Source organism: Isoptericola sp. b408 (genome assembly GCF_030588085.1).
Lineage (GTDB): Bacteria > Actinomycetota > Actinomycetes > Actinomycetales > Cellulomonadaceae > Isoptericola > Isoptericola sediminis.
Genome location: NZ_JAUQYQ010000001.1, coordinates 562,772 through 588,175 on the forward strand (window position 1 = coordinate 562,772; position 25,404 = coordinate 588,175).

Sequence of the window (25,404 nt, forward strand, 5' to 3'; positions counted from 1 at the left end):
CTCCCTTGACCTCAAGTGAACTTCATCTTTCACCATCGTGCCATGACGACACCAGCCCTCGCCCCGGACCGGGTCCGTGACCTCGTGGCCCGCGTGACCGGCGACGAGAAGCACGACCCCAGCGCCCACTCCACCCTCGACGTCGTGCGGGTCCTGTACGACCGCGTGCTGCACGTGGACCCGGACCGCCCCGACGACCCCGACCGGGACCGGTTCGTGCTGTCCAAGGGACACGGTCCGGCCTCCACCTACGCCGTGCTCGCCGCGCAGGGGTTCTTCCCCGCGGCATGGCTCGACGACGTCGCCTCGTGGAGCTCACGGCTCGGCCACCACCCGGACCGGACCCTCGTGCCCGGCATCGAGATCGGCAGCGGCTCGCTCGGGCACGGCCTGCCCCTCGCCGTGGGTATGGCCATCGGGCTGCGGGGCCGTTCACCCGCCCGGGTCGTCGTCCTCGTCGGGGACGCCGAGCTCGACGAGGGCAGCAACGCCGAGGCCATCCAGGTCGCCGGCCGGTTCGGGCTGGCGAACCTCACCTGCGTCGTCGTGGACAACCGCAGCGACGACCTCGGCTGGCCGGGCGGGATCGCGGCCCGCTTCGCCCTGGAGGGGTGGACGACGACGGACGTGGACAACCGCTCGGACGACCGGCTCGCGGCCGCGCTGAACCGGCGGGACGCCGACCGGCCCACCGCCGTCGTCGTCGACACGACCCGCGCACCGGAGGCGGCGGCATGAGCGCCGGCGCCCCGCGCGGGCCCGGCATGCGCGCCCGCTTCTACGCCGAGCTGGACCCCGTCCTGGCGGCCCACCCGGACGTCGACGTGGTGCTCGCCGTGATCGGTGCCGGGAACCTCGCGCCGGTCGCGGCCCGGCACCCCGGTCGGGTGATCGACGTCGGCATCCGCGAGCAGGCCATGATCGGGGTCGCCGGTGGGCTGGCACTGACCGGTCGCCGGCCGATCGTCCACACCTACGCGCCGTTCCTCGTCGAGCGGGCGTACGAGCAGCTCAAGCTCGACCTCGGTCACCAGGACGTCGGGGCGATCCTGGTCAGCATCGGGGCGTCCTTCGACGCCAGCAGCGAGGGCCGCACCCACCAGGCGCCGGCCGACGTCGCGCTCGTCTCCGCGCTGCCCGGGTGGACGGTGCACGTCCCCGGCCACCCCGACGAGGTCGCGGCGATGCTTCACGCCGAGGCCGCCACCGAGCGCCGCGTGTACCTGCGGCTGTCCACCGGTCAGAACCGCCGGCCGTGGGCCGCTCCCGCCGGTCGTCTCGTCACGATCCGTCCCGGCCCGCCGGAGGACCCGCTCGTGCTCGCCGTCGGACCGATGCTCGACACGGTGCTCGAGGCCACCGCCGACCTGCCGGTCCGGGTGGCGTACACCGCCACCCCGCACCCGCTGGACACCGACGGGCTGCGCTCCCTGGCCGGGCCGACGCCGGTGCTCGCCGTCGTCGAGCCGTCCCTGGAGGGCACGAGCGCCGCCGCCGTGGCCGCGGCGCTCGTGGACCGCCCCAGCCGCGTGGCGCACGTCGGGGTCCCGCGGGACGCCGAGCTGCGCCGCTACGGGTCGGCCGCCGACCACGCCGCCGCGCACGGTCTGGATGCGGCCGGCGTCCGGCGGCGCGTCGAGGAGCTGCTCGGTGCGCGCCCGGGCCTGCTCGCGGTGCCCGGTGGTCCGGACCCACGGGCGGTCAGCCCGTCGCGGTGATCTCGGCGCGGATCGTGCGCAACGCGTCCCGCAGCGCGGCCACCGGTGGCGGTGCGTAGCCGAGCACGAGCCCGTCCAGCCGCAGCCCGGACCCCTCGACGACGTAGTCCTGCAGGTCGGCGACCCGCACGCCGCGCCCGCCCAGGCGCTCCACGACGGCGCGCGCCGGTGTCGTGGAGAGCTCGAGCACGGCGTGCAGGCCGCCGTCCAGGGCGCGGACCCGGACGCCGGGCAGGCCGGCGAACGCCTCGGCCACGAGGCGTCGCCGGTCCCGGTAGTCGCGGCGGCACCGTGCCACGTGCCGGCGCAGCGCACCGGTCGACATCAGGTGCGCCAGCGCGTGCTGGACCACGGAGGCCACCGTCGCGCCCCGTCCCGTGCGGGCCGCGAGGATCGCCTCGGCCGCCGCGGTGCCGCCGTCGGGCGCCCCGCCGGTGCCGGACGGCAGCACGAGGTACCCGCACCGCAGCGACGGGTCGAGGACCTTGGAGAACGAACCCACGTGCACCACCACCCCGTGCTCGTCCAGGGTGGCCAGAGCCGGCAGCGGCGAGCCACGGTGCCGGAACTCGGAGTCGTAGTCGTCCTCGATCACCAGCACCCTCTCGGCGGCGGCCCAGCGCAGCAGCTCCAGCCGCCGGGCGACGGGCAGGGCGCCGCCGAGGGGGTACTGGTGGCTCGGCGTGACCATGACGGCGTCGAGCGGGGCGTGCGCCTGTGCGGTGCGCAGCGCGTCCACGTCCAGGCCGTGGTCGGTGACCGGCACGGGGACGAGGGCGCCACCGGCCGAGACGACGGCGCGTCGGCCGGCCCGGTAGCCGGGGTTCTCCACGGCCATCCGGGGCGGGCGGCCGGGGCGGGCCAGCGCCTCGACGACCAGCGAGATCGCCTCGGCCGTGCCCGCGGTGACCACCACACGGCCCGGGTCGGGCGCGAACCCGCGGCTCAGGGCGAGCTGGGTCGCGACCTGGCCGCGCAGCGCGGGTTCGCCCGTCGGGTCGGGGTAGCGCGGTGCGACCGGGACGGCCAGGGCGTGCCGCCAGGCGGCGCGGCGGTCCCGGTCCGAGATCGTGGCCACGTTCGGGACGCCGGGCTGCAGGTCGACGACGTCGGCCGCGCGGGCGGGGGACGGCCGCTCCGTCCGGACCGGCCGGTCCGTGGCCCGGGGCGCCCCGGCGAGGGTGGCGGCGACGCGCGGCACCGCACCGTGCCGCAGCACGAGGTACCCCTCGCCGTCGAGCTGCTCGTACGCGGCCGTCACGGTGCCGCGGGCCACGCCCAGCTCGGTGGCCAGCGTGCGCGTGGAGGGCAGGGGGTCGCCCGCACCGAGCCGGCCGTCGTGGACCATGTCGCGCACGAGGTCGGCGACACGGGCGGTCTTGGTGGTCACGACCGTCAGTCTCGCACTGGACCGATGAGAACAGACGGATCTGGACCATGCCCTGGTCCAGCGTGCTGCCTACGGTCGGGACCGTGAGCACCGAGACCTCTCCCGCCGTCCCCCTCCCGTCCCTGCGGGTCCGCCGCAAGCCGGCGCGCCAGAGCGCCGACCCGGAGGTGCTCGACCGCCTCCTCGCCGAGGGCAGCCTCGCCCACGTGGCGATGGTCCGGGACGGGTACCCCGTCGTGCTGCCGTACCTGTACGGCGTCGGGGACCTCGAGGACGGGCTCGGGCGCCGGCTGCTGCTGCACGGGTCCACCGGCGGCGGGCTCTTCCTCGACGCGGGGCCCGAGGGGGTGCCCGTCTCCGTGGCGGTCACGCACCTCGACGGCCTCGTCTACGCCCGGTCCCTGCACGACAGCTCGGCGAACTACCGCTCGGCGATGATCGTGGGGCGCGCGACCGTCGTGCCGGACGACCGGCGGGCGGCGGCCCTGTGGTGCGTCGGTGACCACCTGATGCCCGGCCGCCGGACGGAGGTGCGGGAGATGACCGCCAAGGAGGTCGCCGCCACCCAGGTGCTGCAGGTGCCGCTGGACAGCGTGAGCGTGAAGGTGCGCGCCGGTGGCGTCGGCGAGGCGGTGGACGACGGGGAGGACCACGGCGTGTGGGCCGGCGTGGTGCCGATGGCGACCACGGCGGGCGTGCCGGCACCGAGCCCGCTCTCCGCCGGCACGGCGGAGCGCCGGTCTAGCGGCCGGGTCCGTCTAGCCGGCCGGCCGCGGTTCCTCCTGCGCGTCCTGCGGCCGGCCGTCGGGTTCCAGCCCGTCGAGGGTCTCCGGACGGGGGTTGCCGTCGTCGTCGAGCTGGCCGCCCTGGTCGAGGAACTCCTGGGAGTGCTCGAACTCCGGGGTGTCGAAGACCTCGCCGGCCAACGGGTCCTCGACCGGCTCGACCTCCACGGGATCGCCCGTCTCCGGGTCGATGACGACGTCGCTCGGGTGCAGCGCCCGGTAGGAGATGATCGGCGACTCCGGCTCGCCGTCGCCCCTCGCGCCGTCGCCGTCGACTCCCGCACGGTGCCCGTCCGACGCCGTCGGGGCGAACCCGTACAACGTCGTCGACAGGGCCGGTCCCCGTCGGTGCCGGTGCTCCGCCGGCGCCAGGTCGGGTTCGGCCTCGTCGGTCGGGGGCAGCACCTGGATGTAGCGGGGCATGGTGGCCACCTCGTGCCGGAACGCCTTGACCAGCGAGACGCACGCCAGCACGAGGATGATCGAGAACGGTGCGGCGGTCGAGATCGACAACGTCTGCAGCGCCGTGAGCGCGACGTTGCCGCCGACCACGAGCAGGACCGCGGCCGCCAGCCCCTCGAGGACCGCCCAGTACACACGGGTGGTGGTGGACGTGTGGGTGCTGCCGCCGCTGGCGAGCATGTCGATCACCAGCGACCCGGAGTCCGAGGAGGTCACGAAGAACAGCACGACGACGACCATCGCGACCACGCTGAGCAGCACCGGCAGGACGCCGGGGAACGTCTCGAAGAACTGGAACAGCGCGGTGGTGCTATCGACCACCATCTCGCCCGTCTCCGGGTCCTCGACCAGCATGTTCCCCTGCTCGCGCTGCTGCAGGATGCCGGAGTCCCCGAAGATCGTGAACCACAGCAGGCTGGCGGCCGTGGGGGCCAGCAGGACGCCGACGACGAACTCGCGGATCGTGCGTCCCCGGGAGATGCGGGCGATGAACATGCCCACGAAGGGCGCCCAGCTCGTCCACCAGCCCCAGTAGGCGATGGTCCAGGCGGCCTCCCAGCCGTCGCTGGCGAAGGGTCCGGCGTGGAACATCGTCTCCGGCAGCAGCGACAGGTAGGCCCCGGCGTTCTCGGGGATCGCCTTGAGCAGGAAGACCGTCGGGCCGAGCAGGAAGACGACCAGCGCCAGCACGGCGGCGGTCGACATGTTGAAGTTCGACAGCCACTTCAGGCCCTTGTGGACGCCGGTCACCACGGACCAGACCGCCACGGCGGTGATGCCGGTGATGAGGCCGATGATCAGCGGGTCGGTCGTCTGCGCCCAGCCGAGGAACTCCAGGCCGCCGAGGATCTGGCTGATGCCGAAGCCGAAGGAGGTCGCGACGCCGAACAGCGTGCCCACGATGGCCACGGTGTCGACGGTGTGGCCCATCCAGCCCTCGACCCGCCGACGGCCGAGCAGGGGTTCGAGCAGCCAGCGCACCGCGAGCGGGCGGCCGCGGCGGAACGACATGTAGGCCAGCCCCAGGCCGACGACGGCGTAGATCGCCCACGGGTGGAAGCCCCACTGCAGCATCATCAGGCCGACCGACTCCCGGGCGGCGTCGTCCGACTGCGGGGCGTTGCCGAAGGCCTCCGGCGGGGTGACGTAGTGGCTCAGCGGCTCGGCGACGCCGAAGAACACCAGCCCGATGCCCATCCCGGCGCTGAAGAGCATGAGGAACCACGAGACGGTCCCGAACTCCGGCCCCTCGCCGTCGCGTCCGAGCCGGATGTGGCCGATGCGGGTGAAGGCGCAGTACAGCGCGAAGACCAGGAAGATGTTGACGGCGATGACGTACCACCAGCCGACACCGTCCGTGATCCACGTGTTGAGCTGGGAGGTCGCGTCGTCGAGGGTGTCGCCGGCGACGCGCGCGAACACGATCGTCGCGATGATCAGACCGAGGATGACGATCGACGCGGGGATGAAGACCGGTTTGAGGACGGCGGAGCGCAGCTTCCCGGCGCTCCGGTCCGGCGTGTCGGGGGTGCGGTCGGAGGTCGAGGGGGTGGAGGTCACGATGCGTCCCTGGATCGGTCGTGCGGTGGACGGATGTTCTTCGGGCGCGTGCGGCCCGGCGACTGTCGACACCCCCTGCGGTCGTCGACCGGTCCGCGCGTCCGAGGCCGGACCGGCCCTCGTTCACCTGTCCTCCACCGTAGAGGATCCGCGGGCGGGGCACCGGCGGGGGACCAGCGGGTGCCGGCGGCGTCGCCGGTGGGACCGCGACGGCGAGGGTTTGGAGGAAACCTCCAAGGCCGTGCGGAAGACCTTGGACGGCATGCTGGGGGGTGGCCGACGGGGTCGTCAACCTACGCTGTCGTAGGCTACGAAGGCGTAGGTTCCGGGTCGACGCGCGTGCGGATCGCCTCCCGGGCCTGCGCACAGCCGGAGCAGCCCAGCCCCGCCCCGGGGCCGCCAGCGAAGGAGACCGCGTGCCGCACCAGGCCAACGCAGGGTCCGTCGGCGAGTCCGCCGACGTCACCCCGCTCGTCCAGCTCGTCACTCCCACCGGGGAGCGCGTCCACGAACCCGACAACGCGGGCGACCGTCCCGGCTACGCGGCGCGTGTCGCGCACCTCGGTGCGGACGACCTGCGCGCGATGTACCGCGACATGGTCCTGACCCGCCGTTTCGACGACGAGGCCACGGCCCTGCAGCGTCACGGCGAGCTCGCCCTGTACGCCCAGTCGACCGGGCAGGAGGCCGCCCAGGTCGGTCCGGCGCACGCCCTGGCGCCCCAGGACATGGTCTTCCCGTCCTACCGCGAGCACGGGATCCTGCACGTGCGCGGCGTCGACCCCGTCGACCGGCTGCGGCTGTACCGCGGCCAGGACCACGGCGGGTGGGACCCGGCCGAGCACAACGTCTCGTTGTACACGCTCGTCATCGGCTCCCACGTGCTGCACGCCACCGGGTACGCGATGGGTGTCCAGCGCGACGGCGCCGTCGGGACCGGCGACCCCGCACGCGACACCGCCGTCGTCGCCTGCTTCGGCGACGGCGCCACCAGCCAGGGCGACGTCAGCGAGGCGCTCGTGTTCGCCGCCGTCAACGACGCCCCGGTGGTGTTCTGGTGCCAGAACAACCAGTGGGCGATCTCCGAGCCCACCACCCGCCAGTCGAGCGCCCCGCTCTACCGTCGCGGCGAGGGCTTCGGCGTCCCCGGCGTGCGCGTCGACGGCAACGACGTGCTCGCCTGCTACGCGGTGATGGCCGAGGCGCTGGAACGCGCGCACGCCGGCCACGGGCCCACGTTCGTCGAGGCGTACACCTATCGGATGGGTGCCCACACCACCTCCGACGACCCGACCCGGTACCGCGAGCGGGCCGAGGAGGAGTACTGGCGCCGGCGCGACCCGATCGAGCGCCTCGCCGCCCTGTTGCGGGCCGAGGGGCACTGGGACGAGCAGTGGGCGGCCGACCTCGCCGCCGAGGCCGACGCGCTCGGCGAGAGCCTGCGGGCCGGGGTGCGGGCGCTCGGGGCGCCGGAGACCACGTCGATGTTCGACCACGTCTACGCCACGCCGCACGCGCAGGTCACGGCCGAGCGCGAGTGGTTCGAGACGTACGAGTCCGAGACCGGCGACGCGGCGGAGGTGGCCCGATGAGCACCGAGACCATGCCCCTGGCCAAGGCCATCACCGCCGGCCTGCGCGCCGCCCTCGACGCCGACGACACCGTGCTGCTCATGGGCGAGGACATCGGCCGGCTCGGCGGCGTCTTCCGCGTCACCGACGGGCTGCAGAAGGACTTCGGCGAGCACCGGGTCGTCGACACCCCCCTGGCGGAGTCCGGGATCGTCGGCACCGCCATCGGGCTGGCGATGCGCGGCTACCGGCCCGTCTGCGAGATCCAGTTCGACGGCTTCGTCTTCCCCGCCTACGACCAGATCACCACCCAGCTCGCCAAGCTGCACAACCGCTCCGGCGGCCGCATCCAGGTGCCCGTGGTCATCCGTATCCCGTACGGCGGCGGGATCGGCGCCGTCGAGCACCACTCGGAGTCGCCGGAGGCGCTGTTCGCGCACACCGCGGGGCTGCGCGTCGTCTCTCCGGCCACCCCGCAGGACGCCTACGACATGATGCGGGCGGCCATCGCCTCCCCGGACCCGGTCATCTTCCTCGAGCCCAAGGGGCGCTACTGGTCCAAGGGCGAGGTCGACCTGGAGGCCCCGGTCCCCACGATCGCGGCCGACGCCGGCACCCCGGACCCGCTGGGGACGGCCCGGGTCGCGCGCGCGGGCACGGACGTCACGCTGGTCGCCTACGGCCCGACGGTCGCCACCGCGCTGTCCGCCGCCGAGGCGCTCGCCGCGGAGGGCACCAGTGCCGAGGTCGTGGACCTGCGGTCCGTGTCCCCGCTGGACGTGCCGACCGTCGCCGACTCCGTGCGCCGCACCGGACGCTGCGTCGTCGTGCACGAGGCGCCGTCGTTCCTCGGGGCCGGGGCCGAGCTGGCCGCCCGTCTCGCCGAGGAGTGCTTCTACCACCTGGAGGCGCCCGTGCTGCGCGTCGGCGGGTTCCACGCCCCGTACCCGGTGGCGAAGCTCGAGCACGAGTACCTGCCGAGCGTCGACCGCGTCCTGGACGCCGTCGACCACGCGATGTCCCACTGATGCCCAGGAGCGAGATGAGCACCCAGCGTTTCCCCCTGCCGGACGTCGGCGAGGGACTGACCGAGGCCGAGATCGTCGAGTGGAAGGTCGCGGTCGGCGACACCGTCACCGTCAACCAGGTCGTCGTGGAGATCGAGACCGCCAAGTCCCTGGTGGAGCTGCCCAGCCCCTGGGCCGGCACCGTGACCGGGCTGCTCGCCGAGGAGGGCACCACCGTCGACGTCGGCACGCCGATCCTGGAGATCGGCGACGGGTCGGCGGCGTCCCCCGGGTCCACGGCGCCGGAGGCGCCGGCGCAGGCCGCTCCCGCCGAGCCGGCCGCCGCGGCGGCCGGGGAGTCCTCGGGCTCGGTACTCGTCGGGTACGGCACCGCCGATGCCGGCGCGGGCGGACGGCGTCGCCGCCGTCGCGGGGGTGCGAGCACCGCCGCGGCGACCCCGCCGGCCCCGGCGGGGCCCCCGGAGGTCCGGCAGCCCGCGGCGACCCCGCCGGTGTCCGAGACCCCCGCGGCGCGGTCCGGGTCGTCCCTCGACCGCGCGATGGTCAGCGTGCCCGCGGCCTCGTCCCCGGCCGACGCGCCGACCTCGACCCGGGCGCGGGTGCTCGCCAAGCCTCCGGTGCGCAAGCTCGCCCGCGACCTCGGGGTCGACCTGGCCTCGGTCCGCCCCACGGGTCCCGGAGGGATCGTCACCCGTGAGGACGTGACGGCGCACGCGGCGGCCGCCGCACCGCGACCCCTGGCCACGTCCTACGGCGAGGACCGGCCCTGGACGGCCTCGGACGGCCTCTCCGCCGACGGGCGCACCACCCGCGTGCCGGTGAGGTCCGTGCGCAAGCGCACCGCCGAGGCCATGGTGGCCAGCGCGTTCACCGCCCCGCACGTGACGGTCTTCCGCACGGTGGACGTCACGCGGACGATGAAGCTCGTCGAGCGGCTCAAGCGCGACCGCGACTTCGCCGACGTGCGGGTCACCCCGCTGCTGATCGCCGCCAAGGCGGCGCTGCTCGCCCTCCAGCGGCACCCGGAGGTCAACGCGAGCTGGGACGAGGCCGCCCAGGAGATCGTCTACCAGCACTACGTGAACCTGGGGATCGCCGCCGCGACCCCGCGCGGGCTCGTCGTGCCCAACGTCAAGGACGCCCACCGGCTCGAGCTGCTCGGGCTCGCGCAGGCGCTCGGCGAGCTCACCGCGACCGCCCGGGCCGGGCGCACGTCCCCGGCGGACATGGCCGACGGCACGTTCACGATCACGAACGTGGGGGTGTTCGGCATCGACACCGGGACGCCGATCCTCAACCCGGGCGAGTCCGGGATCCTCGCCGTCGGGGCGATCCGGCAGCAGCCGTGGGTGCACAAGGGCAAGGTCAAGCCGCGCTGGGTCACCCAGCTCGCGCTGAGCTTCGACCACCGGCTCGTCGACGGCGAGCTCGGGGCGAGGTTCCTGTCGGACGTCGCCCGGGTGCTCGAGGATCCCGCGCAGGGTCTCGTCTGGGGCTGAGCGCGGGCCGTTCCCCAGGGTGTCCCGGGGCGAGCGTCACACCGTCGACGCGGCCGGAGCCCCGCGGGAGAGGCCTAGGCTGGACGGCGTGACAGCGCCCGCCCGCCCGACGAGTCGCCCCGCCCCGGCGTCGACGTCCGCGCGCCCGTGGTGGCTGGTCGCCGCCGGGCCGGGCGCCGTCGTCGTCGCCCTGCTCGCCCTGCTGGCCGCCGGCGCGTACTCGGGCGCCTTCGACCCGCTGGGGACGTTCAGCGACCCCGGGCCGGTGGTGCGGTGGGGCCTGCCCGCCGCGACCGTGGTCGCCGAGCTCGCGCTGTCGGTGACCGTCGGCGGGCTGTTCGCGGCGGCGTTCCTGCTGCCCCGGGGCCGGCACGCGGACCGCGTCCTGCTCGTGGCCGGCTGGGCGTCGAGCCTGTGGGCCGTCGCCGCCGTCGCCCAGCTCGTCCTCAACTACTCCTACGTCTCGACGATCTCCGTGACCGCCGACACCTTCGGGCAGGGGCTGTGGCAGTTCGCGCGGGACGTCGAGCTCGGCCGGATCGGGCTGTGGACGATCCTGCTGGCGGCCGTCACCTCCGCCCTCGCCCTCGGGGTGCGGGGACCGGTCGGAGCCCTGTGGACGGCCGTGCTGCCCGCCGCGGCGCTCGCCCTGCAGTCCACCACCGGGCACGCCGCCGGGGCGGTGAACCACGACCTGGCCGTCGGGGCGATGCTGCTCCACCTCGTCGGGGCGGCACTGTGGGTCGGCGGCCTGGCGGCGCTGCTCGTCGTCGTGCTGACCCGCACCGGCCGTCGGCGGGACGACGACCGCGTCGCCGCCTCAGCGGTCGCCCGGTTCTCGCCCGTGGCCGCCTGGTGCTTCGTCCTCGTGGCCGCGTCCGGCGTGATGAGCGCACTGATCCGCATGGAGCACCTGGACGACCTCGTCACCCGGTGGGGCCTCCTGCTGCAGGCCAAGGTGCTGCTGCTGCTGGCGCTCGGCGCGTTCGGGTGGGCGCACCGGCGCTGGGTCGTCGGGCGTCTCGCCGCCGACCCCGGCCGGGTGCGCCGGCTGTTCTGGCAGCTGCTCGCGGTCGAGCTCGCCACGATCGGGGCGGTCTCCGGCGTCGCCGTCGCGCTCGGGTCGACGGCACCGCCCGTGCCGGACGAGGAGATCGTCGACGCCTCACCGGCCTTCCAGCTCACGGGTTACGCGCTCCCGCCCGAGAACACCGTGGGCAACTACTTCACGCAGTGGAGCTTCGACCCGCTCTTCGCCGTCGCCTGCGCCGCCGGCGCGCTGGTCTACGTCACCTGGGCGCTGCGCCTGCGCCGTCGCGGCGACCGCTGGCCCGTGGGTCGGACCATCTCCTGGTGCGCCGGCATGGTCGTCATGGTCTGGGTCACCAACGGCGGCCCGTCGGTGTACGGGCACGTGATCTTCTCCGGCCACATGACCCAGCACATGGTCCTGGCGATGGTCATCCCGCTGCTGCTCGTGCTGGCCGCGCCGGTGACCCTGCTGCTGCGGGCCGTCCCGCCCCGCAAGGACGGCTCCCGCGGTCCGCGCGAGTGGGTGCTGGCGATCGTGCACTCCCGGTTCGGCAGCTTCGTCGCGAAGCCGGTCGTGGCCGCGGTCATCTTCGCCGGCGGCATGATCGCCTTCTACTTCACGCCGGTGTTCGGCTGGGCGCTGTCCAACCACGCGGGGCACGTGTGGATGATCATCCACTTCACCCTGGCCGGGTACCTGTTCGCCAACGCGCTCATCGGCATCGACCCCGGTCCGCAGCGCCCGCCGTACCCGCAGCGCTTGCTGCTGCTGTTCGCCACCATGGTGTTCCACGCCTTCTTCGGGGTCGTGCTCACCACCGGCACGTCGCTGCTCGTGGCGGACTGGTTCGGGAACATGGGGCGGCCGTGGGGGCTGTCCGCGATCGACGACCAGCAGCTCGGCGGGGCCATCGCCTGGGGGATCGGCGAGCTGCCGACGCTGGTGCTCGCCGTCGTCGTGGGCGTGCAGTGGGCCCGGTCCGACGAGCGCGAGGCGCGCCGCAACGACCGCCGGGCCGAGCGGGACGACGACGCCGAGCTGCGGGCCTACAACCGCATGCTGGCCGACATGGCCGAGCGCGACGGGCGGGACTGACCGCGCCGCCCCCCGACCCGGTCGGTCAGCCCTTGACGGACCCGGACATGAGCCCGCCGACGAAGTACTTGCCGAGCAGGATGTACACCAACAGGGGCGGCAGCGAGGCGAGGAGCGCGCCTGCCATGGAGACGCCGTAGTCCTGCAGCAGCGCACCGTTGGCCAGGTTGTTCAGGGCCAGGGTGACCGGGCCGTTCTGGCTCGAGGAGAAGAACACGGCGAACAGGAAGTCGTTCCAGGCGTTGGTGAACTGCCAGATGAGCACCACGACGAAGCTCGGCACCGAGATCGGCAGGATGATCGACCAGTAGGTGCGCAGCATCCCCGCGCCGTCGACGCGTCCGGCCTCGACCAGCTCGTGCGGGACGGTCTGGTAGTAGTTCCGGAAGATGAGCGTCGTGATCGGTATGCCGTAGATGACGTGCAGGATGATCAGCGACGGGACGCCGCTGGGGATGCCCGCCCCGAGCATCAGCTCCAGCAGCGGGATCATCACCGCCTGGTACGGGATGAACATGCCGAACAGGATCAGCGTGAACACGACGTCGGCGCCGCGGAACGACCAGCGCGACAGCACGAAGCCGTTCATCGACCCCAGCATCGCCGAGATGATCGCCGCCGGGATCACCATCTGGAACGTGCGCCAGATCGCCGGTGAGAGGGCGTTCCAGGCGCCGCGCCAGTTGTCGAGGGTCCAGTCGGTGGGCAGGTTCCAGGCGCGGCTGGGCGAGGCGTCACCGGCACCCTTGAAGCTCGTCACGAACAGCACGTAGACGGGGATCAGCACGATGAGGACGAACAGGATCATCGCCGCGTACTTGGCGGTGCGGCCCACGGTGAACCTGTTGCGCGCGGTGTCGTCCCGGAGCTCGACGGGTTCGCCCGTGACGCCCGGCGGCGTGGAGACGTGGGTGCTCATCGCTTCTCCGCCTGATGGGTCCGGACCAGGTAGGGCACGACGACCAGCGCCACGATGACGAGCAGGATCGTCCCCACGGCGGCCGCGTCGGCGTAGTTGAAGCTCGACTTGAACACGTACATGTCCACGGCCGGCACCTTGGTCTGGTAGTTCGCCGGTTTCGAGATCGACATGATGAGGTCGAACGACTTCAACGACATGTGGCCGATGATGATCAGCGCGGACAGCGCGATCGGCGAGAGCTGCGGGAACAGCACCAGCCGGTAGACCTTCCACTCGCTGGCGCCGTCCACGCGGGCCGCCTCGCGCAGCTCCTCGGGGATGCCCCGGAAGCCGGCGAGGAACAGCGCCATCACGTAGCCGGACAGCTGCCAGATCGCCGGCAGCGCGATCGCCGTGATCCCGAAGGTGATGTTGTTCCACCAGTTGTTCTGCAGGAAGTCGAGCCCGACCATCTGGAACAGCCGGTTGAGGCCGCTCGCGCTCTCCCCCTGGTTCGAGTTGAGCAGCCACCGCCACACGACGCCGGAGGCCACGAAGGACACCGCCATCGGGAACAGGTAGATCGAGCGGAAGAACCCCTCCCCGCGGTCCGGCCGGTCCAGCATCCAGGCCCAGCCGAAGCCCATGACCATGGTGCCGACGAGGAACACGACCGTGAACAGCACGAGGTTGGTCAACGAGTGCTGGAAGTCGTCGCTGCCCAGCAGGTCGACGTAGTTCTGGAACCAGACCGTCGTCACGGGCTCCTGGCCCGTGGCCTGCGCCGCCGTGTGGTTGTCCGTGATCGAGGTGTTGAAGTTCGCCGCGATGAGGCCGTAGACGAACACGCCCAGCAGGATCAGTGACGGGGCGAGCAGCAGGAGCGGGGCTCCGAGCCGTCGCAGGCGGTGTCTCATGCGTCCTCCGCGTCCTCCGGGCCGGGAGGGCGGGGGCCGGGCCGGTGCGGCCGCGACCCCCGCCCCGACGGCGTCACATGTTCGCCGCGGCGAGCTCCGACTGGAAGGTGGCCAGGTCGGAGGCCCCGGTCGTGAACTTGCTCGTCGCGTCGGAGATCGCGTTCAGCGTCGCGATCGGTGTCGCGGCGCCGTGCGCGAGCGAGGACACGATGGTGTCGTTCGCGAACGCCTCGACGGCGCTCTGCTGGTACTCGGAGAAGTCCGAGGTGTCGGCGTCCGTGCGGGCCGGGATGGATCCCTTGGCCTTGTTGAACGCCTCCTGGCCCTCGACCGAGCCGACCGTCTCCAGCCACGCCTTCGTGCCGTCGGGGTTGGGCGCGCCCACCGGCATGGTGAACGAGTCCGCGAGGAAGTCGAACTCCCCGTCGGTGCCCGGGACCGGGAAGTAGACGTAGTCGTCGGGCGACATCGCGCCGGCCTCCTGGAACGCGGCCTCGGCCCAGTCGCCCATGACGTTGAACCCGGCCTGGCCGTCGATGACCTGCTGGGTCGCGTCGGGCCAGTCCAGACCGTCACGGTCGTCGTTCGTGTACCCCATGAGCTTCTCGAAGTCCTCCAGGGCGGCCGTCACCTCGGGGCCCTCCCAGTCGGTCGACCCGTCCCACAGGCCCGTGTAGGCCTCGGGGCCGAGCTCGGAGAGCAGCACGGTCTCCAGCAGGTGGACCTGCGTCCACGTCGTCGCGATGGACAGGGCCGTCTGGCCGCTCTCCTCGACGGCGTCGAGCGCCTCGTACCAGGCGTCGAGGTCGGCGTACTCGGCGGCGGGGTCGAGCCCGGCGTCCTCGAGCACCGTCGGGTTGGCCCACACCACGTTCGCCCGGTGGATGTTCGAGGGGATGGAGTAGATCGCGCCGTCCTCGGTGCTCAGGCGGTCGACCAGGTCGGCCGGGAACGCGTCGGTCAGGCCGAACTCGTCGTACAGGGCCGAGACGTCCTCGATCTGCGCGGCGTCGATGTAGTCCTGCAGCTCCGCACCGGCATGCGCCTGGAAGGTGTCCGGCGGGTCGCTGGCCTGCAGCCGGGACTGCAGGAGGTCCTTCGCCGCGGAGCCCGCGCCACCTGCCACGGCGCCGTTGACGAACGTGTAGTCCGGGTGCTGCTCCTCGAACACGCCCACGAGGGCGTCGAGCCCGGCCTTCTCCGAGCCTGCGGCCCACCAGGTGAAGACCTCGACCTCCCCGCCGCCGGACATCTCCTCGCCGGAGGTGCTCCCGTCCGAGCTGTCGTCGGAGCCGCCGCAGGCCGCCAGGCCCAGGGCGAGGACGGCGGCGCCCGCCGTCGCTGTCATGAGTCGTGCGCTACGCATTCTCCTCATCGCCTTCGGTGCGGTGCGAGGGGATCGAGGCCCGGGGCCACGACCAGGTGCGTCGGTGCACCCGTCATCCCCGATTTCAGAGAACGCTCGGCCTTCCCCGTTGTCAACACAGGACCCGAACTTCACCCCCGAACCGTGATCGGCTCGTGACCTGGCGTGACGCCCTGCGGGCGCTGCTCAGAACAGCTCGTCCAGCACCCGGGGGGCCAGGCCGAGCGCGGTCGTCGTGGCCAGACCGTCGGTGACGTTGACCGTGCGCACCCCGGGCAGCGGCTCGCCGAGGACGAACGGGTCCGCGGCGGGCGAGGTCCGGGCGCGGACGGGCTCCGTCGCCGTCCAGCGGCCGAGCACCGTCAGGGGCCCGGTGCCGAGCAGCTCGGCGGCCGCGGTCAGCAGCAGCCCGTCCACCGCCTCGGACCGTCCGGGCACGTCGGCGGGGGCCCGACCGTCCCCGACCACCACGGAGCCGTCCGCCCGGGCCTGCAGCGACAGGTGGATCTCGGCGGCCAGCACGTCCGGGCGGTGCCGGCGCCACCGGTCACGCACCTCACCGAGGGCGCGGGAGTGCCGGTAGGCGGTGTCGCGCAGCAGGGTCGTCCCGCCCAGGACGACCGGCCCGGTCGTGAGGCGTCCCCGGGCGGCGGCGTCGTCCGGCATCGGGGGTGCGACCCGCAGGAGCTGGCGGCGCACCGGCGTCAGCTCGGCGCCGACCTCCCAGCACAGCGAGCCGACGTCCTGCCCGACGGCGACCACGACGCGCTTGGCCACCACCTCGCCGCGGGAGGTGCGCACCAGGGTGCGGCCGCTGCCGGCGTCGAGGGTCTGGGCGGCGGTACGCCAGGCGACGTGGACCTGGGGCCGGGTCCCCAGCCAGTCGCTGACGGCCGCCAGCGCGGCGGGCGGGTCCAGGCGCAGGTCCAGCGGCAGCCAGGCACCGCCGACGGCCCGCGTCACGGGGGTGCGGTCGGCGACGCTGCGGTGGTCCAGCAGCGTGGCGTCCCCGGCGCGCGCGGCGACCAGGTCGTCGAGGACGGCGAGCTCGTCCTCGTGCTGCGCGACGACGACGGCGCCGCTCTCGCGGACCCCGAACCCGGCGTCCCGGCCGAGCTTGAGCCAGCGTTCGCGGGAGGCCAGCGCGCAGGCCAGCGCCGTCGAGTCCTGGGTGGTGACGGCCACGTGCCCGCTGCGTCGTGCGGTGGAGCCGTCGGGACGGTCGGCGGCGTCGACCACCACCACCGAGCAGCCGCGGGCCTGGGCCTCGACGGCGTGCGCCAGACCCACGACGCCCGCACCGACGACGACGAGGTCGGCCTTGGCGGGCAACGGGGGCAGGGCGCTGTGGTGGTTCACGTCCAGAATCTGCCCGAGCCCGCGGGTGCCGTTCAAGGCGTGCGTGACACCCTGAGCAGGAGTTCGACCACTGTTCACCGGCTGTTGGGGCGGACGTTCCCGCGGCGTCGTGCAGCGTCGTGAGCGCGCTCGTGCGGGCCGGGCGGGCCCGGCGTGTGGTAGACCCGGGTAGGTGACTCAGGACACCACTGCGAACACCTCGCAGACCCCCTTCGACGACCTCGACGACTACATCGCGCTCGGGCGGCTCGGCGGCCTGGCCCTCAGCGCCGACGGACGCCGGCTGGTGACGACCGTGCAGACCCTCGACCCGGACGGCACCGGCTACGTGTCGGCGCTGTGGGAGGTCGACCCGGCGGGGGAGCGCCCTGCCCGCCGGCTGACCCGCAGCACCCAGGGCGAGGCGGCCGCCGTGTTCACCGCCGGCGGTGACCTGCTCTTCACCTCGGCGCGCCCGGACCCCGAGACCAAGGACGGCGACGAGAAGAAGGCCGCGCTCTGGTCGCTGCCCGCGGCGGGCGGCGAGGCCCGCGTCGTGGCGACGGCGCCGGGCGGGGTCGGTGGTGTGCTCGCCGCCCGTGACGCCGACGTCGTCTCGGTCTCGGCGGCCGTGCTGCCCTCCGCGGAGGGTCTCGAGGCCGACGGCGAGCTGCGCGAGGCACGTCGTGACGCGAAGGTGAACGCCATCTGGCACACCGGCTACCCGGTGCGGCACTGGGACCACGATCTCGGACCGGACGCCCCGCGGCGCTACGCGTTCACGCTCGGCGACGTGGCCGAGGGCGAGCGGGCCGAGCTGCGCCAGCTCACCGGCCCCGGCCGGCAGCTCGAGGAGCACGACGCCGCGCTGTCCCCGGACGGGCGCACGCTCGTGACGACCTGGGCCGTGGCCGACCCCGGCGCGGCGCGACGCACCACGCTGGTCGCGGTCGACACCGTCTCGGGCGAACGCCGCACGCTGGTCGACGACCCGGACGCCGAGGTCGGCGGTCCGACGGTGTCCCCCGACGGCCGCTGGGTCGCCTACGTCACCTCGACGATCACCTCGCCCACCGACCCCCCGGTGGTCCGCCTCGGCCTCGTGGCGCTGGACGCTACCGGCGAGCCCGAGGTGCTCGCCGACGACTGGGACCGCTGGCCGACGTCGGCCGCCTGGCTCCCCGACACGAGCGGCCTGGTCCTCACCGCCGACGAGGACGGCCGCGGCCCGGTCTTCCTGCTGACCTTCGACGGCGTCCCCGGCCAGGGCCCCGTGACCGTGGAGCGGGTGACGGCGGACGACGCCGTGCTCACCGACGTCCGCGTCGCCCCGGACGGCTCGGCGCTGTACGCGCTGCGGACGTCCTACGCGGCGCCCGCGGAGCCGGTGCGGGTCGACCTGGCGGCGTTCGTCGCCTCGGGCGCTCCGGGCGACCGCGAGCCCGTCGCCACCGTCGTGCTGCCGTCGCCGGTGCCGGCCCCGGCCCTGCCGGGTCACCTGACCGAGGTGGAGACGACGGCGGCGGACGGCAGCCGGGTCCGCGCCTGGCTGGCCCTGCCGGAGGGGGCGTCGTCGGCGGACCCGGCACCGCTGCTGCTGTGGATCCACGGCGGTCCCCTCGGTTCGTGGAACGCCTGGTCGTGGCGCTGGAACCCGTGGCTGATGGTGGCCCGCGGCTACGCGGTGCTGCTGCCGGACCCGGCGCTGTCCACCGGCTACGGCCAGGAGTTCGTCGCCCGGGGCTGGGGTGCCTGGGGGGACGCGCCGTACACCGACCTCATGGCGATCACGGACGCCACGGAGGCGCGGGAGGACGTCGACGCCACCCGGACCGCGGCCATGGGCGGCTCGTTCGGCGGCTACATGGCGAACTGGGTGGCCGGGCACACCGACCGCTTCCGGGCGATCGTCACGCACGCCTCCCTGTGGGCCCTGGACGGTTTCGGCCCGACGACGGACCACGCCTACTACTGGGCCCGGGAGATGACTCCCGAGATGCGCGACGCCCACAGCCCGCACCGGTTCGTCAAGGGCATCACCACCCCGGTGCTGGTGATCCACGGCGACAAGGACTACCGGGTGCCGATCGGCGAGGGCCTGCGCCTGTGGCGCGAGCTGCTGGCCGACTCGGGGCTGCCCGCCGCGGACGACGGCTCCACCGTGCACCGGTTCCTGTACTTCCCGGACGAGAACCACTGGATCCTGACCCCGCAGCACGCGAAGGTCTGGTACCAGGGCGTGCTGGCGTTCCTGGCCGAGCACGTGCTCGAGGTGCCGGTCGGGGAGGGCGACACCGTCCTGCCGACCACCCTCGGCTGAGGAACGACCTCCTCGTGGCGCCTACCGGGGCGTCACGAGGAGGTCGACCAGCTGTTCCAGGCGCGCCGTCGCCTGCTGCTCGGGGGGCGCGCCGAGGACCGCCGCCCGGGACCCGGCGTCCTCGACGCACATGAGCAGGTCGACGGCGGTCGGCGTGTCGACGGTGAAGCGGAGACCGCACTGCTCCAGCAGGCGGTCGATGACCGTGGCGACCTCCCCGCGGAGGCGGTTCTGGTCGGCGACGTACTGCCGGGCGACCTCCGGGTCGCGCATGGCCATCAGCTCGAACTCGGCGTTCATCAGACGCCAGAGGCGGTGGTTCTCCTCGTCGAGCTCGAAGGCGAGCAGCACCTGCCGCACGGCGTCGCGGAACCCCTCGGGAGTGGCGACCTGGGCGGCGGCGATCTGCGGGCCGAGCCGTTCCAGCGCCTCGAGGTGGTCGCGCTCCTTGCGTTCCACCAGGGCGCGGAACAGCTCCTCGCGGGAGGCGAAGTTCGAGTAGAACGCCCCGCGCGTGAACCCGGCGGCCTCGCAGATCGCCTCGATCGGGGTGGCCGCTACCCCGTGCTCCGAGAACAGCGCGAAGGCGGCGTCGAGCAGGCGCTCACGCGTGCGCTCGCGGCGCGCGGAGCGCACGCTGGTGGCGGGCTCGGTCGTCACGGTGGTGGCCTCCTGGGTCCGGTGCAGGGTCCATCGTAGTCAGTACACCGGTGTATCCGATACAAACCCGTATCGGATACAGTGACGTATCGACAGCCCGTCGTCCATGTTCCGGGGAGTCCCGCGTGTCATCCGTCCTGTACTCGCTCGGCCGCTGGGCCGCCGGGGCCCGTCGGCTCGTCGTCGTCGCGTGGCTCGGGATCCTCGTGGTCACCGGGGCGGCCGGCGGCCTGCTCTACCAGGGGTTCGACAACTCGATCACGATCCCCGGCACCGAGGCGCAGCAGGCGCTCGACCAGCTCTCCGCGACGTTCCCCGAGGTCAGCGGAGCGTCCGCGCAGCTCGTCGTCGTCGCCCCGGAGGGCACCACGATCCAGGACGACGCCGTGCGGGAACCGGTGGAGGACGCCGCCGAGGAGATCGGCGAGCTCGACGAGGTCCGGGTCGTCAGCACGCCGTACGACGAGCAGCTGTCCGCCTCCGTCAGCGACGACGAGCGGGCGACCATCCTGCAGGTCCAGCTCGACGGCGACGTCTTCTCCATCAGCGACGCCACCAAGGAGGCGATGCACGACACCACCGACGAGCTGGGCGCGTCCCTGCCCGCCGGGTCGCAGGCGTCCCTCGGCGGTGAGCTGTTCTCCCAGGAGCTGCCCGCGCTGAGCATCGTCGAGGCGATCGGCCTCGTCGTCGCGCTGGTCGTCCTCGTCCTCACCCTCGGCTCCTTCGTCGCCGCCGGGCTGCCGCTGGTCAACGCGCTCGTCGGCGTCGGGGTGTCGATGCTGCTGCTGCTCGCCGCCACCGTCTTCGGGCCGATCAACTCCACCACCCCGATGCTCGGGCTGATGCTCGGCCTCGCCGTCGGCATCGACTACGCGCTGTTCATCGTCTCGCGCCACCAGGAGCTGCTGCGCGACGGCGTCGACGTCCACGAGTCCGTCGCCCGGTCCACCGCCACCGCCGGCTCCGCCGTCGTGTTCGCCGGGCTGACCGTCATGATCGCGCTCGTCGGTCTGAGCGTCGCCGGGATCCCGTTCCTGTCGGTCATGGGTATCGCGGCGGCGGTCGCCGTCGGGTTCGCCGTCATCGTGTCGCTGACGCTCCTGCCGGCCGTGCTCGCCCTCGCCGGGGACCGTCTGCGCCCCCGGCCGAAGAAGTCCCGCGGTCGCCGCAGCAAGGCCGCGCCGGCACCCGTCGAGGGCGGTGCGACCGGTCACGAGAACCGGTTCTTCGCCGGCTGGGTGGCGGGCGTGACGAAGAGGCCGGTGGTGACGATCGTGCTCGTCGTCGTCGCGCTCGGGGCCCTCGCGTTCCCCGCCACGAACCTGCGCCTCGCGCTGCCCGACGCCGGCTACCTGCCCGACGACAACGAGGCCCGGCAGACGTACGACCTGGTCGGGGAGCACTTCGGCGACGGGTTCAACGGACCGCTCATCGTCACCGGGTCGATCATCGAGTCCACGGACCCGCTGGGGCTCATGGACGACCTCGCGGCCGAGATCGAGGACCTCCCGGGCGTCGCCGACGTCCCCCTGGCCACCCCCAACCAGAGCGCCGACACCGGCATCATCCAGGTCGTGCCGACCGGTGCGCCGGACTCCGAGGAGACCAAGGCGCTGGTCGACGAGATCCGCTCGATGCACGACTACTGGATCGACGAGTACGGCGTCGACCTGTCGGTCACCGGGTTCACCGCCGTCGGGATCGACGTCTCGGACAAGCTCGGGCAGGCGCTGCTGCCGTTCGCCGTCGTGGTCGTCGGCCTGTCGCTGCTGCTGCTCATGATGGTGTTCCGCTCGATCTGGGTACCCGTCAAGGCGACCGTCGGCTACCTGCTCAGCGTGGGTGCGGCGTTCGGCGCCGTCGCCCTCGTCTTCGAGAACGGCCTGTTCGCCGACGCGCTGCACGTGACCAAGCAGGGTCCCGTCATCAGCTTCATGCCGATCATCCTCATGGGTGTGCTGTTCGGGCTGGCCATGGACTACGAGGTCTTCCTCGTGTCCCGCATCCGGGAGGACTTCGTCCACAACGGCCGGCGGGCCCGGCGAGCGGTGCACACCGGTTTCCAGGGCGCCGCGAAGGTCGTCACCGCGGCCGCGATCATCATGTTCAGCGTCTTCGTGGCGTTCGTCCCCGAGGGCGACATGTCCCTCAAGCCGATCGCGCTCGGACTGGCGGTCGGTGTGGCCGTCGACGCCTTCGTGGTGCGGATGGTCCTCGTGCCCGCCGTCCTCGCCCTGCTCGGCGACCGCGCCTGGTGGATCCCGCGCTGGCTCGACCGGACCCTGCCGACCTTCGACGTCGAGGGCGAGGGCATCGCCCGCGAGCTGCGGCTCGCCCCGTGGCCCGGGACGCGGGACGACGGCCGGCAGGACGCCGTCGTCGCGCACGAGGTCACCGTCGCCGGCCCGCACGACCGCCCCGGCGGGGCGCCGCTGGTGGGCCCCGTCAGCGTCCGGGTCCCCGAGGGCGGAGCCCTGGCCGTGCACGGGGACGCCACGGCCGCGGTCAACGCCCTGCTCCTGGCCTTCGCCGGCCGCATCCACCCGGACCAGGGCGCGGTGAAGACCGCCGGGTACGTGCTGCCGGAACGGGCACCGGCGGTCCGGTCGCGCGTGGCCGTGGTCGACGCCTCGGACGGCGGCGCCGCCGGGGCCGTGACCGAGGCCGTGCGCCAGGGCACGCGTCTCCTCGTCGTCGACCGCACCGACGTCGTCGCCGACCGCGCCGCCCGCGAGTCGCTCGCACACGCGCTGTCCGCCGCCGCGGCCGCGGGCACGACCCTGCTGGTCGGCTCGACCGGCGTCGCGGCCACCGACCTGCTCCCCGACGGCACCCCCGTGCTCGACGTCGGCGCCGGCTGGGGCGCCCCGAGCACCCTGCGCGGCGGGGAGGCCCCGCCGCCACCACCCTCCGACCAGCAGGCCGAGCACACCGACGACCCCGAGGAGGTCCGGGCATGAACCGCGTCAGGCAGAACCCGTGGGCGGTCGCAGCGGTCGTCCTGCTCCCCGTGCTCGTGCTGGGCATCCTCCTCGCGTCCCTGTGGAACCCGGTCGACCGGCTCGACACGGTGCCCGCGGCGATCGTGAACGACGACGAGCCCGTCGAGGTCGACGGGCAGACCGTCCCGCTCGGCCGCCAGCTCGCGGCGGGGCTGGTCGGCGGGGCCGAGGACTCCGACGTCAACTACGACTGGACCCTCACCGACACCGAGCACGCCGCCGAGGGGCTGGACGACGGCACGTACGCCGCCGTGGTGACCATCCCGGAGGACTTCTCGGCCGCCGCGACGTCGTTCGGGTCCGACGACCCCGCCGAGGCGCGGCAGGCGACGATCGACATCTCCACACCGCCCGGCGGCCGTGTCGTGGACGACGCCCTCGCCCGCATCGTGGCGACGACGGCCACCACCATCATGGGGTCCTCGCTCACCGAGACGTACGTGGACAACGTGCTCGTCGGGTTCAACGACCTCTCGGACGGGATCGGGGAGGCCGCCGACGGCGCGAACCAGCTCGCCGACGGGGTCGACGAGACCGCGTCCGGTGCCGATGACCTGGCCGACGGGGCGGAGCAGTACGCCGACGGCGTCGACCAGTACGCCGCCGGCGTGGGCGAGGCCGCGGACGGTGGGTTCTCGCTGGCTGCGGGGGCGAACCAGTTCGCCTCGGGTGTCGGGCAGGCGGCGGACGGTGGGTTCTCGTTGGCGGTGGGGGCGGACCAGTTCGCCTCGGGTGTCGGGCAGGCGGCGGACGGTGGGTTCTCGTTGGCGGTGGGGGCGGACCAGTTCGCCTCGGGTGTGGGCGAGGCGGCGGACGGTGGGTTCTCGTTGGCGGCGGGGGCGGACCAGTTCGCCTCGGGTGTCGGGCAGGCAGCGGACGGCGGCTTCGCGCTGGCCGACGGCGCCGACCAGTACGCGGCCGGTGCCGGGCAGGCCGCCACGGGAGCGGACGAGCTCGCGGCGGGGGCCGACCAGTACGCCGCGGGCGTGGCCGCGGCGGCCACGGGCGCCGAGGAGCTGGCCACCGGTGCCCGGCAGGTCGCCGGGGGCACGGACGAGCTCGCTGCCGGTCTGCAGGAGAGCGCCGCCGGCGCGGACGCGCTGGCCGCCGGGACCACCGAGCTGGCGACGGGCGCCGAGGAGCTCGCCTCCGGTGCGGGTGACCTGGCGAGCGGCCTCGAGACGCTCGCGGCCGAGGCTGCCCCGCTGCCGGACGGGATCGTGACGGCAGGGACCTCCGCGCAGGACCTGGCCGACGCGCTCGGCGCCTACATCGCGTTCGACTGCGGCGCCGACCCGACGAGCGCGGCATGCCAGGAGGTCCCCACCCTCCCCGAGATCCAGGCGGGGATGGCGGCTCTGGGTGACGGTCTGGTCGCGCAGGCCGGACAGCCGGGCACCGAGACCAGTGCTCCGACCGGCCTCTTCGCCCTCACCGCGGGCATCGCCGCGTCGAGCGACGGCGCGGACCAGCTCGCGTCGGGCGCGGACGAGCTCGCGGCCGGCGCGGGCGAGGCGGCCGACGGGGCGACGGCGCTCGCCGACGGTCTCGACCAGCTCTCCGCCGGTGCGGACGAGCTCGTCGTGGGGACCGACGGCGTGGCGACCGGTGCCGCTGAGCTGGCGTCCGGCGTCGGGCAGCTCGACACAGGAGCGCAGGAGCTGGCGACCGGGGTGAACGAGCTGGCGACCGGCGTGAACCGGCTCGACGCCGGTGCGCAGGAGTTGGCCTCGGGGGTGAACGGGTTCGCCTCGGGGGTGGGGCAGCTGGACTCGGGTGCGCAGGAGCTGGCCTCGGGGGTGAACGGGTTCGCCTCGGGCGTCGGGCGGCTCGACTCGGGTGCGCAGGAGCTGGCCTCGGGGGTGAACGGGTTCGCCTCGGGCGTCGGGCGGCTCGACTCGGGTGCGCAGGAGCTGGCCTCGGGGGTGAACGGGTTCGCCTCGGGCGTCGGGCAGCTCGACTCGGGGGCCCAGCAGCTCGCCGCCGGTGCGGACGGCGTGGCGGACGGTTCCGGACAGCTCGCCGACGGCGTCGACCAGCTCGCCTCGGGCGCCGACGACCTCGCCGTGGGTCTTGACGAGGCCGCCGAGGGCATCCCGACCTACTCGGACGACGAACGGGAGAACCTCGCGGGTGTCGTCGCCGACCCGGTCTCCGCGCCGGGGGTCGACGACCTGTCGACCGGTGCGACCGGACCGCTGTTCGCCGTCGTCGCCCTGTGGCTGGGGGCGCTCGGCCTGATGACCGTGTACCCGCCCGTCGCCGCGCACGCCCTCGGGTCCACGCGGTCGTCGGCGCGGCTCGCCCTGGAGGCCCTGGCGCTCCCGGCGGCGATCGGTGCCGGGACCGGAGCGCTGGTCGGCGGCATCCTCGCCGCGGTCGAGGGCGCATCCCTGCTCGGCTGGGTCGGGGCGGTCCTCGTCGGGGTGCTGGTGTCGGTGTGCTTCGTCGCCGCCCACCTGGGCTTCCTCGGCTGGCTCGGCCACGTCGGCCGCGGCATCAGCCTGCTGATGGCGGTGCTGCTCATCGGCACAGGGGTCGTGGCCACCGTGCCCGACGTGCTCGTCTCGCTCGTGGAGTTCCTGCCGACCGGTGCCGGCCGGGACGCCTTCGCCGCCGTGCTGCTGCCCGCGGTCGACGGCCTGGGCATCGCGCTGACCGGACTGGTGCTGTGGACCCTCGTCGGTCTCGGGCTGGGGGTCGCCGCGGCGGCACGTGCGCGGCGGACGCGGGTCTCGGCGCTGCTGCGCGCCTGA

16 protein-coding genes and 1 pseudogene are annotated in these 25,404 nt (G+C 73.8%); 10 read left to right on the forward strand and 7 right to left on the reverse strand.

Annotation, left to right across the window (positions count from 1 at the left end):
- The first annotated feature begins 42 nt into the window (after positions 1 to 42).
- Both Q6347_RS02560 and Q6347_RS02565 read left to right on the forward strand, forming a co-directional pair.
- Entirely contained in the window at positions 43 to 738 is a 696-nt protein-coding gene (locus Q6347_RS02560; RefSeq protein WP_304602790.1) for a thiamine pyrophosphate-dependent enzyme, read from the forward strand.
- The gene (locus tag Q6347_RS02565) at positions 735 to 1,718 is read left to right on the forward strand and encodes a transketolase family protein (protein ID WP_304606598.1); all 984 of its coding nucleotides are present in this window, start codon (positions 735 to 737) and stop codon (positions 1,716 to 1,718) included. Before Q6347_RS02560 ends, Q6347_RS02565 begins: the two co-directional genes overlap by 4 nt.
- Here Q6347_RS02565 and Q6347_RS02570 read toward each other — a convergent pair.
- On the reverse strand, positions 1,702 to 3,108 hold the full coding sequence (locus Q6347_RS02570; protein ID WP_304606599.1) for a PLP-dependent aminotransferase family protein: 1,407 nt from the start codon (positions 3,106 to 3,108) through the stop codon (positions 1,702 to 1,704). The two genes, Q6347_RS02565 and Q6347_RS02570, sit on opposite strands and share 17 nt — an antisense overlap.
- Before the next feature lie 212 nt (positions 3,109 to 3,320).
- Between Q6347_RS02570 and Q6347_RS02575 the strand changes: the two are divergent.
- Positions 3,321 to 3,653, forward strand: a pseudogene (locus tag Q6347_RS02575) (pyridoxamine 5'-phosphate oxidase family protein); the annotation flags it as partial.
- A gap of 213 nt (positions 3,654 to 3,866) precedes the next feature.
- Here the strand turns inward: Q6347_RS02575 and Q6347_RS02580 are convergent.
- On the reverse strand, positions 3,867 to 5,915 hold the full coding sequence (locus Q6347_RS02580; RefSeq protein WP_304606600.1) for a BCCT family transporter: 2,049 nt from the start codon (positions 5,913 to 5,915) through the stop codon (positions 3,867 to 3,869).
- A gap of 416 nt (positions 5,916 to 6,331) precedes the next feature.
- On the opposite strand from Q6347_RS02580, the gene pdhA reads away from it, so the two are divergent.
- The 4 genes from pdhA (at position 6,332) to Q6347_RS02600 (ending at position 12,141) form a co-directional block, all read left to right on the forward strand.
- Entirely contained in the window at positions 6,332 to 7,507 is a 1,176-nt protein-coding gene (gene pdhA / locus Q6347_RS02585) for a pyruvate dehydrogenase (acetyl-transferring) E1 component subunit alpha (RefSeq protein ID WP_304602785.1), read from the forward strand.
- Entirely contained in the window at positions 7,504 to 8,514 is a 1,011-nt protein-coding gene (locus tag Q6347_RS02590) for an alpha-ketoacid dehydrogenase subunit beta (protein ID WP_304606601.1), read from the forward strand. The genes pdhA and Q6347_RS02590 overlap by 4 nt, the downstream gene beginning before the upstream one ends.
- 14 nt (positions 8,515 to 8,528) lie before the next feature.
- Positions 8,529 to 10,013, forward strand: a complete 1,485-nt coding sequence (locus tag Q6347_RS02595) for a dihydrolipoamide acetyltransferase family protein (RefSeq protein ID WP_304606602.1) — start codon at positions 8,529 to 8,531, stop codon at positions 10,011 to 10,013.
- A gap of 88 nt (positions 10,014 to 10,101) precedes the next feature.
- On the forward strand, positions 10,102 to 12,141 hold the full coding sequence (locus Q6347_RS02600; RefSeq protein ID WP_304606603.1) for a cytochrome c oxidase assembly protein: 2,040 nt from the start codon (positions 10,102 to 10,104) through the stop codon (positions 12,139 to 12,141).
- 25 nt (positions 12,142 to 12,166) lie between these two features.
- Here the strand turns inward: Q6347_RS02600 and Q6347_RS02605 are convergent, their stop codons facing one another.
- From Q6347_RS02605 to Q6347_RS02620, 4 genes are all read right to left on the reverse strand, one after another.
- Complete coding sequence (locus Q6347_RS02605; protein ID WP_171246952.1) at positions 12,167 to 13,060, reverse strand: carbohydrate ABC transporter permease; 894 nt, start codon at positions 13,058 to 13,060, stop codon at positions 12,167 to 12,169.
- The gene (locus Q6347_RS02610; protein ID WP_304602781.1) at positions 13,057 to 13,959 is read right to left on the reverse strand and encodes a carbohydrate ABC transporter permease; all 903 of its coding nucleotides are present in this window, start codon (positions 13,957 to 13,959) and stop codon (positions 13,057 to 13,059) included. Before Q6347_RS02610 ends, Q6347_RS02605 begins: the two co-directional genes overlap by 4 nt.
- Positions 13,960 to 14,032: 73 nt before the next feature.
- Positions 14,033 to 15,307, reverse strand: a complete 1,275-nt coding sequence (locus Q6347_RS02615; protein ID WP_304602780.1) for an ABC transporter substrate-binding protein — start codon at positions 15,305 to 15,307, stop codon at positions 14,033 to 14,035.
- Between the two features lie 204 nt (positions 15,308 to 15,511).
- Positions 15,512 to 16,684, reverse strand: a complete 1,173-nt coding sequence (locus tag Q6347_RS02620; RefSeq protein WP_171246949.1) for an FAD-dependent oxidoreductase — start codon at positions 16,682 to 16,684, stop codon at positions 15,512 to 15,514.
- 172 nt (positions 16,685 to 16,856) lie between these two features.
- On the opposite strand from Q6347_RS02620, the gene Q6347_RS02625 reads away from it, so the two are divergent.
- Complete coding sequence (locus Q6347_RS02625) at positions 16,857 to 18,983, forward strand: alpha/beta fold hydrolase (protein WP_304606604.1); 2,127 nt, start codon at positions 16,857 to 16,859, stop codon at positions 18,981 to 18,983.
- 21 nt (positions 18,984 to 19,004) lie between these two features.
- Here the strand turns inward: Q6347_RS02625 and Q6347_RS02630 are convergent, their stop codons facing one another.
- Positions 19,005 to 19,643, reverse strand: a complete 639-nt coding sequence (locus Q6347_RS02630) for a TetR/AcrR family transcriptional regulator (RefSeq protein WP_304602778.1) — start codon at positions 19,641 to 19,643, stop codon at positions 19,005 to 19,007.
- Between the two features lie 125 nt (positions 19,644 to 19,768).
- On the opposite strand from Q6347_RS02630, the gene Q6347_RS02635 reads away from it, so the two are divergent.
- Together Q6347_RS02635 and Q6347_RS02640 are read left to right on the forward strand one after the other, a co-directional pair.
- A complete protein-coding gene (locus tag Q6347_RS02635; protein WP_304606605.1) occupies positions 19,769 to 22,606 on the forward strand; it encodes an efflux RND transporter permease subunit in 2,838 nt (945 codons plus the stop codon).
- Positions 22,603 to 25,404 (forward strand): YhgE/Pip domain-containing protein, encoded by a 2,802-nt coding sequence (locus Q6347_RS02640; RefSeq protein ID WP_304606606.1) that lies wholly within the window; start codon positions 22,603 to 22,605, stop codon positions 25,402 to 25,404. The genes Q6347_RS02635 and Q6347_RS02640 overlap by 4 nt, the downstream gene beginning before the upstream one ends.

Coding starts and splice junctions, on each gene's coding strand:
- Q6347_RS02610 (WP_304602781.1), bottom strand. CDS start 13,959: ATGAGACACCGCCTGCGACGGCTCGGAGCCCCGCTCCTGCTGCTCGCC.
- Q6347_RS02615 (WP_304602780.1), bottom strand. CDS start 15,307: ATGACAGCGACGGCGGGCGCCGCCGTCCTCGCCCTGGGCCTGGCGGCC.
- Q6347_RS02560 (WP_304602790.1), top strand. CDS start 43: ATGACGACACCAGCCCTCGCCCCGGACCGGGTCCGTGACCTCGTGGCC.
- Q6347_RS02590 (WP_304606601.1), top strand. CDS start 7,504: ATGAGCACCGAGACCATGCCCCTGGCCAAGGCCATCACCGCCGGCCTG.
- Q6347_RS02565 (WP_304606598.1), top strand. CDS start 735: ATGAGCGCCGGCGCCCCGCGCGGGCCCGGCATGCGCGCCCGCTTCTAC.
- Q6347_RS02605 (WP_171246952.1), bottom strand. CDS start 13,060: ATGAGCACCCACGTCTCCACGCCGCCGGGCGTCACGGGCGAACCCGTC.
- Q6347_RS02595 (WP_304606602.1), top strand. CDS start 8,529: ATGAGCACCCAGCGTTTCCCCCTGCCGGACGTCGGCGAGGGACTGACC.
- Q6347_RS02640 (WP_304606606.1), top strand. CDS start 22,603: ATGAACCGCGTCAGGCAGAACCCGTGGGCGGTCGCAGCGGTCGTCCTG.